Origin of the sequence: Marinobacter halodurans (assembly GCF_004327985.1) — a bacterium.
In the GTDB taxonomy this organism is placed as follows: Bacteria; Pseudomonadota; Gammaproteobacteria; order Pseudomonadales; family Oleiphilaceae; genus Marinobacter_A; species Marinobacter_A halodurans.
In genome coordinates, this window is sequence record NZ_SJDL01000032.1 from 26,304 (window position 1) to 43,344 (window position 17,041).

General features: G+C 62.6%; 16 protein-coding genes. 5 read left to right on the plus strand and 11 right to left on the minus strand.

Going from position 1 to position 17,041, the window contains the following annotated elements; translation table 11 throughout:
- Position 1: 1 nt before the first annotated feature.
- The 3 genes from ileS to murJ all read right to left on the minus strand — a co-directional run bounded on the left by ileS (position 2) and on the right by murJ (position 5,505).
- Entirely contained in the window at positions 2-2,821 is a 2,820-nt protein-coding gene (gene ileS / locus EZI54_RS17575) for an isoleucine--tRNA ligase (RefSeq protein ID WP_131483190.1), read from the minus strand.
- Between the two features lie 54 nt (positions 2,822-2,875).
- Positions 2,876-3,826, minus strand: a complete 951-nt coding sequence (gene ribF / locus EZI54_RS17580; RefSeq protein ID WP_131483191.1) for a bifunctional riboflavin kinase/FAD synthetase — start codon at positions 3,824-3,826, stop codon at positions 2,876-2,878.
- Between the two features lie 98 nt (positions 3,827-3,924).
- Positions 3,925-5,505 (minus strand): murein biosynthesis integral membrane protein MurJ, encoded by a 1,581-nt coding sequence (murJ, locus tag EZI54_RS17585; RefSeq protein WP_131483192.1) that lies wholly within the window; start codon positions 5,503-5,505, stop codon positions 3,925-3,927.
- 240 nt (positions 5,506-5,745) lie between these two features.
- Here murJ and rpsT point away from each other — a divergent pair, with 240 nt between their 5' ends.
- Positions 5,746-6,015: a 30S ribosomal protein S20 gene (gene rpsT / locus EZI54_RS17590; protein ID WP_123634204.1), complete on the plus strand. Its 270-nt coding sequence runs from the start codon at positions 5,746-5,748 to the stop codon at positions 6,013-6,015.
- A gap of 77 nt (positions 6,016-6,092) precedes the next feature.
- Here rpsT and proB read toward each other — a convergent pair whose 3' ends face one another.
- From proB to rplU, 4 genes are all read right to left on the minus strand, one after another.
- Complete coding sequence (gene proB, locus EZI54_RS17595; protein WP_131483193.1) at positions 6,093-7,217, minus strand: glutamate 5-kinase; 1,125 nt, start codon at positions 7,215-7,217, stop codon at positions 6,093-6,095.
- A gap of 79 nt (positions 7,218-7,296) precedes the next feature.
- Positions 7,297-8,487, minus strand: a complete 1,191-nt coding sequence (cgtA, locus tag EZI54_RS17600) for an Obg family GTPase CgtA (protein ID WP_131483194.1) — start codon at positions 8,485-8,487, stop codon at positions 7,297-7,299.
- 161 nt (positions 8,488-8,648) lie between these two features.
- Positions 8,649-8,909, minus strand: a complete 261-nt coding sequence (rpmA, locus tag EZI54_RS17605) for a 50S ribosomal protein L27 (RefSeq protein ID WP_131483195.1) — start codon at positions 8,907-8,909, stop codon at positions 8,649-8,651.
- Positions 8,910-8,940: 31 nt separating this feature from the next.
- Complete coding sequence (rplU, locus tag EZI54_RS17610; RefSeq protein WP_131483196.1) at positions 8,941-9,252, minus strand: 50S ribosomal protein L21; 312 nt, start codon at positions 9,250-9,252, stop codon at positions 8,941-8,943.
- 319 nt (positions 9,253-9,571) lie between these two features.
- On the opposite strand from rplU, the gene ispB reads away from it, so the two are divergent.
- The gene (gene ispB / locus EZI54_RS17615; RefSeq protein WP_131483197.1) at positions 9,572-10,540 is read left to right on the plus strand and encodes an octaprenyl diphosphate synthase; all 969 of its coding nucleotides are present in this window, start codon (positions 9,572-9,574) and stop codon (positions 10,538-10,540) included.
- A 10-nt stretch (positions 10,541-10,550) separates the two neighbouring features.
- On the opposite strand, the gene EZI54_RS17620 is transcribed toward ispB, so the two are convergent.
- Positions 10,551-11,552 (minus strand): glutathione S-transferase family protein, encoded by a 1,002-nt coding sequence (locus tag EZI54_RS17620; RefSeq protein WP_131483198.1) that lies wholly within the window; start codon positions 11,550-11,552, stop codon positions 10,551-10,553.
- 136 nt (positions 11,553-11,688) lie between these two features.
- Between EZI54_RS17620 and EZI54_RS17625 the strand changes: the two genes are divergently transcribed.
- Together EZI54_RS17625 and EZI54_RS17630 are read left to right on the plus strand one after the other, a co-directional pair.
- Positions 11,689-12,630 carry a LysR substrate-binding domain-containing protein gene (locus EZI54_RS17625; RefSeq protein WP_131483199.1) on the plus strand — a complete coding sequence of 314 codons (942 nt, stop codon included), beginning with the start codon at positions 11,689-11,691 and terminating at the stop codon, positions 12,628-12,630.
- A gap of 128 nt (positions 12,631-12,758) precedes the next feature.
- Positions 12,759-14,297, plus strand: coding sequence for a WS/DGAT/MGAT family O-acyltransferase (locus EZI54_RS17630; RefSeq protein WP_131483200.1), 1,539 nt, complete (start codon positions 12,759-12,761; stop codon positions 14,295-14,297).
- Positions 14,298-14,354: 57 nt separating this feature from the next.
- On the opposite strand, the gene EZI54_RS17635 is transcribed toward EZI54_RS17630, so the two are convergent.
- On the minus strand, positions 14,355-15,035 hold the full coding sequence (locus EZI54_RS17635) for a DUF2057 family protein (RefSeq protein WP_165495788.1): 681 nt from the start codon (positions 15,033-15,035) through the stop codon (positions 14,355-14,357).
- Positions 15,036-15,333: 298 nt separating this feature from the next.
- Between EZI54_RS17635 and EZI54_RS17640 the strand changes: the two genes are divergently transcribed.
- A complete protein-coding gene (locus EZI54_RS17640) occupies positions 15,334-15,531 on the plus strand; it encodes a DUF6316 family protein (protein ID WP_131483202.1) in 198 nt (65 codons plus the stop codon).
- A gap of 15 nt (positions 15,532-15,546) precedes the next feature.
- On the opposite strand, the gene EZI54_RS17645 is transcribed toward EZI54_RS17640, so the two are convergent.
- Both EZI54_RS17645 and thiL read right to left on the minus strand, forming a co-directional pair.
- Positions 15,547-16,077, minus strand: coding sequence for a phosphatidylglycerophosphatase A family protein (locus tag EZI54_RS17645; RefSeq protein ID WP_242674512.1), 531 nt, complete (start codon positions 16,075-16,077; stop codon positions 15,547-15,549).
- Positions 16,070-17,029: a thiamine-phosphate kinase gene (gene thiL / locus EZI54_RS17650; protein WP_131483204.1), complete on the minus strand. Its 960-nt coding sequence runs from the start codon at positions 17,027-17,029 to the stop codon at positions 16,070-16,072. The genes EZI54_RS17645 and thiL overlap by 8 nt, the downstream gene beginning before the upstream one ends.
- Positions 17,030-17,041: the final 12 nt, after the last annotated feature.

Here is a 17,041-nt window from a genome sequence, read left to right on the forward strand (position 1 = left end):
ATCAGGCAAACGCCCTCTTCTCGCCGTTGCCCTCGATGTTCTCGATGCAGCGACCGCACAGTTTGGGATGATCGGCATGCTGCCCGACGTCTTCACGGTGATGCCAGCAACGGTCACACTTGGAATGAGCCGTCGGCACGACGCGGACCCGCAGCCCTTCCAGGCCGGTCTGCTCGGCATCGCCGGCTTCCGCAATCGGTGCCACGGTCGCTTCAGAGGTGATCAGCACGAAGCGGAGTTCGTCGCCCAGCGCTTCCAGATCGGCCTTGAGATCACCCTCGCAATACAGGGTCACTTCGGCACTCAGGGAGCCCTTGATGTCGCCCCGGTTACGGGCATCTTCCAGGCACTTGTTCACAGCTTCTTTCACGCCCTGAATGTCATCCCAGTATTCGCGACCCATCGACAGGTCCGCCGGCAACGCGACCAGGCCGCTGTACCAGTCTTCCAGGAAGACGCTCTCGCCACGCTCGCCCGGCAGGTGCTGCCAGATCTCGTCGGCGGTGAAGCTCAGGATCGGCGCGATCCAGCGCACCAGCGCCTCCGCCACATGGAACAGCGCGGTCTGGCAGGATCGACGGGCGAGGCTGTCCGCCTGGGTGGTGTACTGACGATCCTTGATGATGTCGAGATAGAACCCGCCCAGCGTCGCTTCACAGAAGTTATAGATCTTCTGGTAAACCTTGAGGAAGGCGTAGTTCTGGTAATCCTCATTCAGGGACTGCTGCATCGTCAACGCCCGATCCACCATCCAGCGATCCAGCGCGAGCATGTCTTCCGGCGCAACGGCGTGCTTGTCCGGCTCAAATCCGGTGAGGTTGCTGAGCAGGAAGCGCGCGGTGTTGCGGATCCGGCGGTAGCCATCCGCGGTCTGCTTGAGGATGTCGTTGGACACCGTCATCTCGCCGCTGTAATCCGTTGCCGCCACCCACAGGCGCAGGATATCGGCACCCAGCTGGTTCATGACTTCCTGCGGCGCGATGACGTTACCCAGCGACTTGGACATCTTGCGGCCCTTGCCGTCCACGGTGAAGCCATGGGTCAGCACCTGCTTGTACGGCGCGACACCGTTGATGGCGATGGACGTCTTGAGCGAGGACTGGAACCAGCCGCGATGCTGATCCGAGCCCTCCAGGTACATATCTGCCGGGAACTGCCCCAGATCTTCGCGCTTCTGCAGGACGGAGGCGTGCGTGACGCCGGAATCGAACCACACGTCCAGGGTATCGGTAACCTTGTCGTACTGATCCGCGTCCGCGCCCAGCAGGCTGGCCGTGTCCAGTTCGTACCAGGCGTCAATGCCGCCCTCTTCGACCTGCTTGGCGACCGCCTCGATCAGCTCCGGCGTGTTCGGATGCAGCTCCTGGATTTCCTTGTGGATAAAGAGCGCAATGGGCACGCCCCAGGTGCGCTGACGAGAGATACACCAGTCGGGCGACTGCTCGACCATCGCCTCGATGCGGTTCTGGCCCCAGGCCGGCACCCAGCGTACGCCCTTGATGGCTTCCAGAGCCTTATCCTTGAGGCCTTTCACGTCCATGCTGATGAACCACTGCGGCGTCGCACGGTAGATCAGCGGTGTCTTGGTCCGCCAGCAATGCGGGTAGCTGTGCTGGAACTTTTCCTTGCGCACCAGCTTGCCTTCACGCTCCAGTGCCTCGCAGATGGGGTCATCCGCCTTGTAGACATGAACGCCCGCGAACTCGCCGGCCGCACTGGTATAGGTGCCATCGGCCTGGACCAGGTTCAGCGTGTCAATGCCGTAGACCTTGCCGACTTCAAAATCTTCCAGGCCGTGATCCGGCGCCGTATGCACCGCACCAGTACCGGCGTCCGTCGTGACGTGATCACCGAGAACGACAGGCACCTGCTTGTCATAGAACGGATGCTGGAGTTTCTGGTGCTCCAGCGACGTGCCGCTGCAAGTTGCGAGGACCTTGTAATCCCCGATACCCCAGCGCGTCATGATGTCTTCCAGCATGTCGGAGGCCAGCACCATACGCTCAGGTCCGTTGCCGACTTCGAGCTGCACCAGTGCGTATTCCAGTTCCGCGTTCAACGACACCGCCTGGTTGGCCGGGATGGTCCAGGGTGTGGTGGTCCAGATCACGACCGAGACCGGGCCATCGCCACCGGGCTGACCGAAGGCACTCAGTACCGCCTCCTGATCGGCCGCGGTAAAGCGCACGTCGATCTGGGTCGACGTTTTGTCCTGATACTCGACTTCAGCTTCCGCCAGTGCAGATTGACCGACGACACTCCAGTACACCGGCTTATAGCCGCGAACCAAGTGGCCATTTTCAACAATCCGGCCCAGGGCGCGGATGATGTCGGCTTCCACCTTCGGGTCCATGGTCAGGTACGGTTTATCCCAGGTACCAAACACGCCCAGCCGGATGAAATCGGCCTTCTGACCCTCGATCTGCTTGGCGGCATAGTCGCGACAGGCCTGGCGGAAGGTCTTGTAGTCCACCTTCACCCCGGCCTTGCCGATTTCCTGCTCCACCTTGTGCTCGATCGGCAGACCGTGGCAGTCCCAGCCCGGCACGTAGGGCGCGTCGTAGCCCATGAAACTGCGGGACTTGACGATCATGTCCTTCAGAATCTTGTTCACCGCATGACCGATATGAATGCTGCCGTTCGCGTACGGAGGACCATCGTGGAGAATCCAGCGCTCGCGGCCCATGCGGGCTTCGCGGAGCTTTCCGTAGATATCGGCATCCTGCCAGCGCTGGAGCATTTCGGGCTCGCGCTTGGCCAGGTTGCCACGCATCGGAAACCCGGTTTCCGGCAGGTTCAGGGTATGCTTGTAATCGCTCATAGTGCTCTGTCGGTCAATGGTGAATCGTGCTGTTGAAAGGCTCTCAACAAGGCGTCAATGTGCCGCAATCCAGGCCCGGGCATCGTCGATATCCTGATCGATCCGGGCCTTCAGCGCGTCCACAGAGTCAAACTTGATTTCATCCCGCAGCGGATGGCGGAATTCCACACGTATACGCTGGCCATACAGTGTGCCAGCAAAGTCAAAAAGGTGCACTTCCAGTGAGGGCCGGCGCCCGTCAACCGTGGGCCTGAGACCGATATTGGCGACGCCGTCACAGTCAGTGCCATCCGGCAGGAATGTTCGCACCACGTAAACGCCCCGCAGGGCCGGCATCCGTTTCAGGAGGATATTGGCCGTCGGCGCGTCCAGTTGGCGCCCCAACTGCCGGCCATAGACGACCCGCCCGCTGATCGCATAAGGCCGCCCGAGCAGGCGTTCCGCGGTGGCCAGATCGTTGTCCTGCAGGCAGGTCCGGATGCGCGTACTGCTGACCCGCTCGTCCTCGACCTCCACCGTCACGGTGCGCTCGACGCCATAGCCCCGCTCGCGCCCCATGGCCTCCAGCAACGCAAAATCGCCGGCCCGGTCGCAGCCGAAGCGGAAGTCGTCACCAATGACCAGATGGCGCACCGCCAGCCCGTCGATCAGGATGTCTTCGATAAAGCCCATGCCGGAATACTGACGGAATTGCTCATCAAACCGGATGCACAACACCACATCAACGCCTTCATCGCGCAGTGCCTCGACCTTCTGGCGAAAACCGGTGAGCCGGGGCGGCGCTTCGCTGCCCTGGAAAAACTCCCGGGGCTGGGGCTCAAAGATCATGACCAGGCTGGGCACGCCCAGTTCGGCCGCCTTGGCCTTGACCTGCCCGATGATGGTCCGGTGCCCGACGTGCACACCATCGAAATTGCCGATGGTGGCCACACAGCCGTCCTGAAGCGGCGAGTCGGGCCGTCCGGCCAGTGAACGCAGGTTGGAGAGGCCTCTGATGAGCCGCATGAACTACACACCTTTGGCGGGTCGTGGTGATAAAACACGCGATTATAAACGATCTGCCGCAGCGGGATAAGGTGCTGAAAGCCGAAGGCCCGCCCGGATCAATGCAACCGGAAATGACGGACCCGCACCCCGACCAGCGCCAGCACCGCAAAATAGGCCACCACGCCGCTGCCCACCAGCACCGTCATGGACTGTGCCCGCGCCAACCCGGTCATGGCCAGCCACTGTGATACAGGCGCCCCCATGAACAGGATCACCGCCGCCAGCGCCGCGTTGGCGGCCGCCAACTGGCCCAGGAAGCGAAGCCAACCCGCCTGCCGCTGCCAGGCCCCTTCCCGGCGCAGGTTACGCCAGAGCAGCATGGCGTTCAGCCAAGCCGACAACGAGGTCGCCAGCGCCAGACCGGCATGGGCCAGCGGGACGATCAGCGCCAGGTTGAATACCATATTGGCGACCATCGCCATGACACCGATGCGCACCGGCGTACGCGTATCCTGGCGGGCAAAGAATCCCGGCGCCAGCACCTTGATCAACATGAAGGCCAAAAGCCCCAGCGAATAGGCGCGCAGGCTCTGGGCCGACATTACCACATCCCGGTCGGTCACCTCGCCGTAGTGGAACAGGGTCGCCAGCAGCGGTTCGGCCAGCAGGCAGAGCGCCAGTGCCGCCGGCACACCGATCAGCAGCACCGCGCGAATCGCCCAATCCACCGTTGCGGCAAACTGCTCCGGGGCCTCCGCGGCATGCTTGCGCGAGAGATTGGGCAGGATGACAGTGCCGATCGCCACGCCGAACACTCCCAATGGCAGCTCCGACAGGCGATCCGAGTAGTACAGCCAGGATACGCTGCCGGTCTGCAGGAACGACGCCAGCACCGTATCCAGCAGCAGGTTGATCTGGCTGACCGAGACCCCGAACAGGGCCGGCGCCATCAATCGCAACACCCGGCGCACCCCTTCGTGACGGTAGTCGACTCTGGGCCGCGGCAGGAGCCCGAGCCGCATCAGGAACGGCAACTGGAAGAACAACTGCAAGGCACCGGCCAGGAACACCCCCCAGGCCAGCGCCATCACCGGCGTTTCCATCAACGGTGAGAGAAAGATGGCCGCCCCGATCATCGCCAGGTTCAGCAGCACCGGGGTAAACGCCGGCACTGCGAACCGGTCGTAGCTGTTCAGGATGGCGCCGGCGAAGGCCGTCAAAGAGATCAATAACAGGTACGGGAAGGTAATCCGCAGCATGTCGGCGGCCAGCGCGAACTTCTCCGGTTCATCCGAAAAGCCCGGCGCGAAGATCCAGGTCAGTACCGGCGACCCGATCATCGCCACGATCGTCACCCCCAGCAGCACGACCCCCAACGTGCCGGCCACGGCGTTGACCAGTCGCCGGACATCCGACATCGACTGGGCCTCGCGATACGAGGACAGCACCGGCACAAACGCCTGGGAGAAGGCGCCTTCGGCAAACAGGCGGCGCAGGAAGTTGGGAATCTTGAACGCAACAAAGAAGGCGTCCGCCCCAGTCCCGGCGCCAAAATAGCGGGCAATGACCATATCCCGGACCAGCCCCAGCACGCGGGACAGCATCGTCATAACGCCGACCACCCCGGATGAGCGCAACAGGCCCGGGGCTTTCGGCGGGGTTCTCTGGGAATCGTTCGGAGCGGGCTCGGAGGCCATCAAGCGAGATCCTTGTCACAGCCAAAGGAAAAGCAGTACGGAAACACCGAAATGACCGCCGCAACAGCAGTCAGAGCGCGTGCCGACGGGGAGTCTACCACACCCGGCACAGCGGGGATTTGAGCCGTCTTTCACTTGACATCAAGCCCCCGAAACGGCATAGTTCCGCGTCATTTATTTCGAGGCGCTGATTGTCGGCGCGCCCGCTATTTTTCAGAAACGAATTTCAGGAGTTACACGGTGGCAAACTCTCCCCAAGCCCGTAAGCGCGCTCGTCAGAACGAGAACAACCGCAAGCACAACGCCAGCCTGCGTTCCATGTCGCGCACCTACGTCAAGAAAGTTCAAAGCAAGATCGAAGCTGGCAACTACGATGAAGCGCAAGCCGCTTTCACCACAGCCCAGCCGATCCTGGACAGCATGGTCAACAAAGGCATCTACACCAAGAACAAGGTGGCCCGCCTGAAGAGCCGTATGTCCGCCAAGATCAAGGCCCTGAAAAGCGCCTGATCTGCAGACTGATCACAAAAAACCGGCCTGATGGCCGGTTTTTTTATGCCCGCTATTCCCGGAGCCTCCCCGGAACCTCAAACAATGACCAGGTTATCCCGGTGGATCACCTCCTCGTCGGAGACATAACCCAGCACTTCGGTGATCCGGTCACTGGAACGCCCGGCAATGGCCCGTGCCTCATCGGCATCGTAGTTGACCAGCCCCCGCGCCACTTCGCGCCCGGACTCATCGACACAGGACACCATCTCACCGCGCCGGAACTGCCCGGAGACCGAACGCACCCCGACCGGCAGCAGGCTGCGACCACCCTGGCACAAAACCCGCACCGCACCCGCATCCAGCACAAGCTGACCCCGCGTCTTCAGATGGCTGGCCAGCCACTGCTTGCGAGCCGCAAGCCGCCCCTGCTCCGGTAGCAGCAGAGTCCCCAGTAGCTCGCCCTGCCGCACTCTCGCGACCACCTGCGGCAGCCGGCCGCCAACAATCACCGTAAACGCGCCGGAACGCGCGGCCAGACGCGCCGCCCGCACCTTGGTCTGCATGCCGCCGCGACCGAGCATGCCGGCACCCCCGGCCGCCATGACATCCAACTCCGGATCGCTGGCCAGGCGCTCGTCGACCAACCGGGCGTCCGCATGCTTGCGGGGATCGCGATCGAAAAGACCGTCCTGATCCGTCAGGATCACCAGACCGTCCGCTTCCACCAGGTTCGCCACCAGGGCGCCGAGCGTGTCGTTATCGCCAAAGCGGATTTCGTCGGTGACCACCGTGTCGTTCTCGTTCACGATCGGCACAACCCCAAGGTCGAGCAGGGTGCGCAGCGTGCTGCGGGCATTGAGATAGCGCTTGCGGTCGGACAGGTCATCGTGGGTCAACAGGACCTGCGCGGAATGCAGGCCATGACGCTTGAACTGCGCCTCCCAGGTCTGCACCAAGCCCATCTGCCCCACCGCAGCGGCGGCCTGAAGCTCGTGCAGGTGCTGCGGGCGATCCGACCACCCCAACCGGCTCATGCCTTCAGCCACGGACCCGGACGACACCAGCACCACCTCAACGCCGGACTCGATCAATGCCACCAACTGGTCCACCCAATCCGCCAGCACAGGTATATCCAGGCCCTTGCCGTCATTGGTCAGCAGGGCACTACCGATTTTCACCACCAGGCGCCGGGCCCGCTCCATCCGTCGACGTTCTGACATACTCTCCCGCCTACTCCCTATCCCGACCGGACGACCCACTCAGCCCCGGCCGCCCCGAAGGATCGCAAACAGACCCGGTTTATTCCGGGGCATAAACGACCTCGACACCGTCGTCATCATCGTCGTCGAAGTCATCGTCATTTTCGCGTTCTGCACGGCGCGCCGCCTTGATCGCATCGATCTGCTGACGCGCCTCCTCATCCATTTGCCGACGCATGGCGGCCTCCTGCTCTGCCAGCTCGGGATTCTCCGCTTCCTCTTCGGCACGAGTCTCGATCCAGCGCATCACAGCCTGACACAGGGGCTTGGTGCCCTCGCCACTGAGCGCGGAGATGCGGAAGACCGGACCATCCCACCCCAGCTCATCGACGATGGCCTGGCAGACCGCTTCCCGCTGATCCTCAGGCAACATGTCGACCTTGTTAAACACCAGCCAGCGCTCGCGTCCAGCCAGCGTTTCGCTGAACTTGCGCAGTTCGCCGACGATCGACCGCACACTGTCCACCGGCGATGAACCATCATAAGGCGCCACATCCACCAGATGCAGGAGCAAACGGGTGCGCACCAGATGCTTGAGGAAGCGGATTCCCAGCCCCGCCCCCTCGGCGGCGCCTTCAATCAGCCCGGGAATATCCGCCACCACGAAGCTCTGGTGTGCCTGGACACTGACGACGCCCAGGTTCGGCACCAGCGTGGTAAACGGATAGTTGGCGACTTTGGGCCGCGCCGCCGAAACCGACCGGATGAACGTGGACTTGCCGGCGTTGGGCAAACCCAGCAATCCCACATCCGCCAGGACCTTCAGCTCCAGGCGCAGGTTGCGGACCTCGCCCGGCGTGCCGTTGGTGGTCTGGCGCGGCGCCCGGTTTACCGACGACTTGAATCGGGTATTCCCCAGACCGTGAAATCCGCCCTGGGCCACCTTCAGGCGCTCGCCGGGGCGGGTCAGATCGCCCAGCACCTCGTTGGTATCCATATCGACAACGGTGGTTCCCACCGGCACCTGCAGCACCAGGTCCTCGCCCTTGCTACCGGAACAGTTGCGCCCGGCCCCGCCTTCCCCGGACTGCGCCTTGTAGGAACGCTGGAACCGATAATCCACCAGCGTGTTCAGCGCCGTATCCGCCTCCAGGTACACCGAACCACCGTCGCCGCCATCGCCACCGTCCGGACCGCCTTTGGGCACATATTTTTCGCGACGAAAACTCAGGCAGCCGTGCCCGCCATTGCCCGCCTGCACCCGAATTGTCGCTTCATCTACGAATTTCATGCTCTTTGCCTGTCCGGATGACTTTGGGAGCCTCTGATCAACTCCCCTGTATGAACATTCTATAGCGCCGTCACCGGCGAGCCATACGAAAAAGCCCCGCACGCTTCATTCAAAGCTGCGGGGCTTCTTGTGAACAGCAATGGCTGTATACGCTCGGCCCCTTACTGGGCTGGAACGATGCTCACAACCTTGCGGCTCTCGGGACCCTTGGTCTCGAACTTCACGACACCGTCCGACTTGGCGAACAGCGTGTGATCACGACCCAGGCCTACGTTGGTGCCGGCGTGAAAACGGGTGCCGCGCTGACGAACGATGATGCTGCCGGCGCTAACCACCTGACCACCGAAGCGCTTCACACCAAGTCGTTTCGACTCGGAATCGCGACCGTTACGGGTACTACCTGCTGCCTTTTTATGAGCCATGACTAGCCTCCTCTAATGGGGTTTCAGAGCCTCAGCCCTGGATACCCGTGATCTTGACTTCAGTGAACCACTGACGGTGGCCCTGACGCTTCATGCTGTGCTTACGACGACGGAACTTGATGATCTGAACCTTGTCACCGCGGCCGTGACGAACGACTTCAGCCGTCACCTTGGCACCACTGACAACCGGCTCGCCGACTTTAACGTCGTCGCCATTGGCAACCAGCAGCACCTTGTCGAATTCGACGGTACCACCGGTTTCAACTTCAATCTTTTCCAGCTTCAGGACTTCGCCTTCAGCGACGCGGTGCTGCTTACCACCGCTGACAATCACTGCGTACATGAGCTTCTCCGCTGTGTAACAGGCCTGCGCCCAACCGTTTGCAGACCGGCAATTGACCCATCCCTGCTCTTTAATCCACCTGGTTCTAAGGGAAGCGCTCTGGCGACCCTATAGCAGGGAGCGCAGGTTGGGATGAGTTAGGGCGCGCAATTGTACGAAAAGCGGCCGCCCTTTACAAGCGTCGACCGGCGCCATTTCCAGTACGCCTAAATGGTGCCATAGTGGATCCAGCGACGACGGACCCGACGCCCAAGTTGACAGTCCCCGGAGCAATACCTAGCATTGCCGCGTCCTACCCGATAATGACCGGATCATCCGCATGACAGCGCAGCGTATCTATGAAACCGTCGCGGACGATTTTGCCCGCGTCAATGACCTGATTACACACCGGCTTTCCTCCGATGTCCCCCTGGTCGAGAAGATTGCGCAGTACATTGTCGAAAGTGGTGGCAAGCGACTACGCCCCCTGCTGGTCCTGCTGACCGCCCGCGCCCTGGGCTACGAGGAGGACGACCACCTCAAGCTCGCCGCCGTGATCGAGTTCCTGCATACCGCCACACTGCTGCATGATGACGTGGTGGACACCTCGGACCTGCGACGCGGCAAGGCCACGGCCAACGCCCGCTGGGGCAACGCACCCAGTGTGCTGGTCGGGGATTTCCTCTACTCCCGTGCCTTCCAGATGATGGTCGAACTGGGCAGCATGCCGATCATGGACGTCCTCTCCAACGCCACGGTGGTGATCGCCGAGGGCGAAGTCCTGCAGTTGATGAACACGCGGAATCCGGATATCTCGGAAAGTCAGTACATGACGGTCATCCACAACAAGACCGCCATGCTGTTCGAAGCCGCCTCCCACTCCGGCGCCCTCCTGGCCGGCGCGGGCAGTGACGACGAAAACCGCCTGAAGGCCTACGGCAAGCATCTGGGCATGGCTTTCCAGTTGGTCGATGACGTGCTGGACTATCGCGGCAACGCCGATGAAATGGGCAAGAACGTCGGCGACGACCTGGCGGAGGGCAAACCCACGCTGCCGCTGATCCACGCCATGGCCCACGCCAATGAGCTGGACAGCCAACTGATCCGCTCAGCCATTCGCAAGGGCGGCCTGGACGAGTTGTCGCGCATCCTCGAGATCGTCGAGACCTCCGGCGCGCTGGACTACACTGTCAGCCGGGCGCGGGAAGAGGCCGAACTGGCGTGTGCCTGCGTCGCCGACCTGCCCGACTCCGCCCAGAAGGAGGCGCTAATTCTCCTGACCGAGGTCGCCGTCGCCCGGACGGCCTGACCGATTCCGATCAGCCCGGGAAACGCGGCCCCAGCGCATCCCGTCCGTGGGGCGCCGCCAGCGTGACCGCAGGCCCGACCGGTACAATCTGCGTCGGATTCACCGTCCGCTGACTCACGTAGTAATGCTGTTTGATCTGCTCCAGATCCACTGTCCCTGCCACGCCGGGCACCTGATACAGGTCGCGCAGGTAACCGGCGAGGTTCGGGAAGCTGGCGAGCAACTGCCGGTTGCACTTGAAGTGCGAGTAGTAGACAGCATCGAAACGCACCAGTGTCGTGAACAGGCGCCAGTCGGCTTCCGTCGGCACGTTGCCCACCAGGTAACGCTGGGTCGCAAGCCGGTCGTCCAGCCAGTCCAGGCTGTCGAACAGGGCTGCGTAGGCTTTTTCGTAGGCATCCTGCGCAGTGGCAAACCCGGCCTTGTAGACACCGTTGTTGACCGCATCGTAGACCCGCTGGTTCACCGCATCGATGTCCTCTCGCAGCGCTTGCGGATACAGGTCCAGGTCGGCCCGCACGCCCTCGATGCCGTCGAACGCCCGATTGAACATGCGGATGATCTCGGCCGATTCGTTACTGACGATTTGCCCCTGCGCCTTGTCCCAGAGCACCGGCACCGTGACACGCCCGGTGTAATCCGGCGCCACCGACGTGTAGACCTCATGCAGGAAGCGCCTGCCGTTGATGTCATCGCGGTGGGCCGGATCGTCGGGCCGGAACTCCCAGCCGTTTTCCAGCATGTGGGGGTGCACCACCGAGACGGAAATGTGCGGGGCCAGTCCTTTCAGCTCACGGAAGATCAGCGTCCGGTGGGCCCAGGGGCACGCCCTCGATACGTACAGGTGATAACGGCCGGACTCGGCCGCAAAGCCGCCTTCGCCGCTCGGGCCCGGGGAACCGTCCGCGGTCACCCAGTTGCGGAACCGGGCGCTCTCGCGCTCGAACTTGCCGCCGCTTTTGCGGGTGTCGTACCACTTGTCCTGCCATTGGCCGTTTACCAGCAGTCCCATGTCTCCTCCCATCAATCATGCTGTCGATGCGCTCTCGGCCTGCAGGCCTTAACGCTGGTTCTATCTGGCAGACTACGGCTACACTGGCAGCCACTCAAACGATGTTTTCTGGCCAACTCCATCAGAATGACTGAACATGCATAACGCGATCACGATCGACGCCCTCAAGGTTCTCGATGCCATCGACCGACGCGGCAGCTTTGCAGGCGCCGCGTCGGAACTCTTCCGGGTCCCCTCCGCCATCAGTTACACCGTGCAGAAACTGGAAGACGACCTGGACATCGAGATTTTCGATCGCTCCGGACATCGAGCCAGGCTGACACCCGCAGGCCGCTACCTGCTGGAGGAGGGACGCGCCCTCCTCGATGCAACCGATGCCCTTGCCCACGCCACCAAGCAAGTGGCACAGGGCTGGGAAACCCGGATCAAGATCGCCGTTAACAGCCTGCTACCCATGCAGGCCCTCTATCCGGCCATCCGCGACTTCCAGGCCCTGGGGGTCCCGGTGGAGATCCAGCTGATCGAGGAAGTATTCACGGGCGCCTGGGACGCCCTGCAGTGCCGCCGGGTGGACCTGGTCTTCGGGGCCGATGCCCTGAGCCGCCCGGCCGGACAGTTCATGACACGCATCCTGGGCCAGATCCCCTTCCGTTACGCCGTTGCGCCCAACCACCCCCTGGCGTCCCATAAGGGCCCCATCAGCGAGGAAGAGATCGCCGGCTTCCCGGCCATCGTCGCCGCCGACTCAGCCCGCCACCTGCAACCGGCGACCGCCGGCATCTTTTCCCGGCAGCGGACCATTACCGTGACCAATGTGGAGCAGAAGATCAGCGCCCAGCAGGCAGGTTTGGGCGTGGGATGGCTGCCCGAGCCCCTGATTCGCGACCGCCTCGAACGCGGGGAGCTCGTGGAGCTGGACGTCGAAGCCGTGCGGCAGCCGGCGGTGATCTACCTGGCCCGCCACCAGGAAAACCAGACCGGCGAACAACGCTGCCAGGGCAATGCGCTGAAATGGTTCTGGGATCGCCTGTCGGAACCCGGGCAGTTCAGCCGCTGGATCGACCCGCATACCCAGTAGAATCGCCGGAAAGGCCTCACAGGCCCGGAAAAAAGCCCGCAATGACACTCGACGCCATCCGGCCGGCAGAGCAAAATGGCCTCGCGTCGATTTTATTCTTGTCAGGCCGTTAACGCAGGGAGTTCTTCATGCGGCAGTTGTCCGAACTGGATGCCTCGTTTCTCTATCTCGAATCCGATACGGCTCCGATGCACATCGGAGGCATCTACATCTTCGATGGCCAGGATTGCCAGAAACCCCTGTCGTTCAGCACGTTTGTCTCCTACCTGCGCAGCCGGCTGCACGTGGTGCCCTTCTTCCGGGAAAAGCTTCAACCCATCCCATTCCGGCTGGGCCATCCCTACTGGGTCGATGACGCCAACTTCTCCATCGAGCGCCACCTGGCGTACGTGAAGATGGGCGCCCGCAACGACCAGGACAGCCTGATCGCCCTGGCCTCCCGCATCCTGCAGGAACCGCTCAAGCGGGACCGGCCCCTCTGGCACATCACCTTCGTTGACGGCCTGCGCACGCCAGGCACGCCCGAGGACGGGGAGGACGCCCGTGGCTTCGCCCTGATCGTCCGCCTGCATCATGCCGCCATCGACGCGTTCAGCGGTGAGGAGATTATGGGCAAGCTGCTGGAATACAGCCCCACGCCGGACCCGATTCGACCACCGCAGCCCTGGCAGCCACGCCCCGCGCCGAGCGACCAGAGGGCGCTGTTCCAGGTAGGCACCAACCTGTTGCGCAAGCCATTCCGGATGGCCTCGCTGGCCGCCAATGCGGTCGAGGCAACCACCCACGGCATGATCCAGAAGCAGCTGCGCAAACTGCCCCTGCCGCTGCCCCTGTTTTCGGCACCACACAGCCCGTTCAACCGACAGATCACGGGCAACCGTCAGATCCTTGGCAAGAGCGTACCCCTGTCACGCCTCAAGAGCATCAAGGCGGCCATTGGCGATGTCACCCTCAACGATGTGGTGCTGGGCCTGTGCGCCGAAGTGCTGCGACGTTACATGGAAGAGCACGGCGCCGACCTGACCCGCTCGCTGGTCGCCATGACGCCCGTGTCGGTCCGCTCGAAGAGCCTGCGCCGGCCCACCGGCAACCAGATGTCGGCGATGCTGCTGGACCTGGCGACCAACCAACCCTGTCCCGCGTCGCGGATTCGGCGCATCCATTGGAACGCCGTTGCCTCCGAACCCTACCAGGAAGCCATCGCCGCGGACCGCCTGACCGAGCTGGTGCCGTCGACCATGCTGGCGCTGTCCGCCCGTCTTTACAGCGAGCTGCAACTGGCCCAGCGCTACCATCCGGTGTTCAACGTGCCCATCACCAACGTGCCGGGACCACAGGTCCCACTGTATCTGCAAGGCGCGCGTCTCAGCCACCAATACAACTCAGCACCGCTCTTCGACAGCATGGGGCTGGTGATCGTCGCCGTCAGCTACGAAGGCCAGTTGACCCTCAACTTCACGCTGTGTCCGGATGTGGTCCCTGACGGCCACCGGCTGGTGGACCTGGTGGAGGACAGCCTGCAAGCCATCGAGTCGGCGGCGGAAAACCTGCCCGCCGAGATGCCGCCGGAACTGGAGCAACCCGGCCACGGATCCACATTGCTGGACGACACGCTGCACCTGATTGAAGGGGCCATCCAGAAATCCATCAACAAACTGCGTCATTGACGCAGGGCATAAAAAAACCGGGCCGAAGCCCGGTTGTTGCTGGTCATCCCTCTCAAATCACTGGAACGCCCAGCGCAGGAAGTTCTTTTTGTCTTCGGTCGAGGCCCGCTCCCAAAGCACCTTCAGGCCTTCCAGTGTCGGCAGGTTATTGGCTGCAGCCGGTACGGTCGGCGCCTGTGCCGGCGCGGTTGATGGGGCTGTTGTAGCGGCGGCCCCGGTAGTTGCCGCTGCCGCCGTTGCCGGGGCTCCCGGCAGTGTGGGCAACTGGGGCGCCGGCTTCACGAATTCGGACGACACCGCCACCTGACGGTTCTGCTCGTTAACCACCTTGGCCTGGAAGTTCTGGCGGATGCTCTCCGCCTCGCTGCGCGTTTCCGCCGTGGGCAGGACAAAGTGGTAAGACTCGCCGGCGCGGGCATTGATCACCACCTGCTGCGGATCGGTTTCGATCACATGAACCTTCGACTCGCCATTGTTGACTACGCCCTGCTTGGCCCAGATGGTCTTGTAGGTGAACACCACGGTGTTCTGGCCGGGCAGCAGTTCGTAAGTCAGCTCCAGATCGTCAGTGAGGTAGTTGGCCATCTCCCGACCATTGACGGAGACGATCTTCACCGAACCTGGCTTGTGCAGAAGGGCAACCTGCCCGGGCTGCGCCTCGGGACCTTCCCAGGTTTGCACCTGCTTGAAAGCGCTGCTGCAGCCTGCCATGGCAACGACGGCAAACAGTGCGACCATGAGCTTCAAACACGTGAAAATTCCCTGTCTGTTCTGACCAGATGCCATGAAAACCTCGCGATAATGATTCAGTGAAGGAAGGCCGCTGATCCGCCCGGGGCGCGGCGACCGAAGGGGCATTTTGACGATTGCCTCAGCCAAGCGCAAGACGGCGGCCTGCCCCACGCCATCGGGAAACAGGCCGTTTGCAAACTTTTGATTGAAATCGGACCCGTTTGCATTAAATTGAATGGATCGGCATCAATCCATAATAAGAAAAACAGCGCTCAACCGGAGGGTTGGAGAAAGGAGACGCCAGATGGATACCAACAAGCGTGCCGGTGAAGCCGGGCCGGTGCCTTTCCGCAGCAGTCGCTTTTTCTGCGTGGGAGGCAAATGGTATTTCACCACCAGGGAAGGCTTCGACAGCGGGCCGTTCGCCTCCCGTGATCGTGCCGAGGTTGGGCTGCGACGCTTTTTGCACGTGATCAGCCTGTTGCCCGAGGATATCCACTGACCACTGGGGCCAGGTTCACAGGGCAAACGGAATGAGCGTCTGGTCAACGACATAGACCAGTGCCATCGCCATGAAGCCGGCGATCACATCGTCGATCATGATGCCCAGCCCCCCGGGCGTGTGCCGGTCGATCCAACTGATTGGCCAGGGCTTGAGCACGTCAAAGAAACGGAAGGCCACGAAAGCGATCAGTACACCTTCCAGCGTTTGCGGATGCAGCCCGAGGACAATCCACATCCCCACGAACTCATCCCAGACGATGCCACCATGGTCGTGTACTTTCAGGTCCCGGGCGGTTTTCCCACACAGCCAGATACCCAGCAGGAAAAAGCCGACAATCGCGATCCAGTAGACCGGCCCCGGCAACCAGAACAGGAGCCAGTACAACGGAATCGCGGCCAGGCTTCCCCAGGTGCCCGGGGCACGGTTGACGGCGCCACTACCGAAACCAAAGGCCAGCAGGTGTACCGGATCGCGCAGGAAATGCGGCGGTAATATCGGCTCGATCTGCTCCGGCTCCTGCTGTGGCAGGGAGGGATCAGTCATTATCGGCTCCGAAATGCTCATAACCGGAGCGCCCCGGCGTGGCATGCTTGTCGGCATTCAACAGCGTAAGCCCAGGCTCGGCGACCACGTCACCAATAACCTGAAGCGGAATGGGGCTCTGGCGATGCAACGCATCCCGGAACCGGGCAGGCAACGTAAAACACAACTCGTAGTCGTCCCCGCCCCGCAACGCATGCCCGATAGCCTCCTCTCCCGCCAAGTCGCGCAGGGCGGGCGACAGCGGTATGCGACCGGCGTCGATCACCGCGCCACACCCCGACGCCTGCAGCAGGTGTCCGAGGTCCGCCAGCAACCCGTCCGAGATATCGATGGCGGCACTTGCCCGATTACGGAGCAGTTGCCCGAGAGCCAATCGGGGTTGCGGCCGGTTATAGCGATCGAGGAGAGTCTGCTGGTATTGCGACGGAGCCCCGGTCTCCAGGTAGTCGAGCGCGGCCGCTGCATCCCCAAGCGTGCCGGAAACCACCACCAGATCTCCGGGCTGCGCTCCGCTTCGAAGCAGTGCCTGCCCTTCCGGTACCGTGCCGTGCACCTGAATCGTTAACGTGAGCGGGCCGCGCGTGGTATCGCCGCCGGCCAGCGCCAGTCCGAATTCCCGACCGGCCTGCGCCAGTTCGGACGAGAACCTCTCCAGCCAATGAGCGTCGGCCTTCGGCAACGTCATGGCCAGCGTGAAGCAGACCGGTTTCGCCCCCATCGCCGCCAGATCGCTGGCAGCGACCGCCAGTGCGCGTCGGGCCAGCCGGTCCGGGGCGTAGCGGCTTGGAAAGTGAACGCCTTCCACCAGGGTATCGACGGAAAACACCAGCTCATGCCCGGGCGGAATACGCTGAATCGCGCAGTCGTCGCCGATGCCCAGCTTGACATCCGGGTGTGCCGTATCCCGCGCTACCGGCTGGAAATACCGTTGGATCAGCTCGAACTCGCCCATCGTCGACTCCAG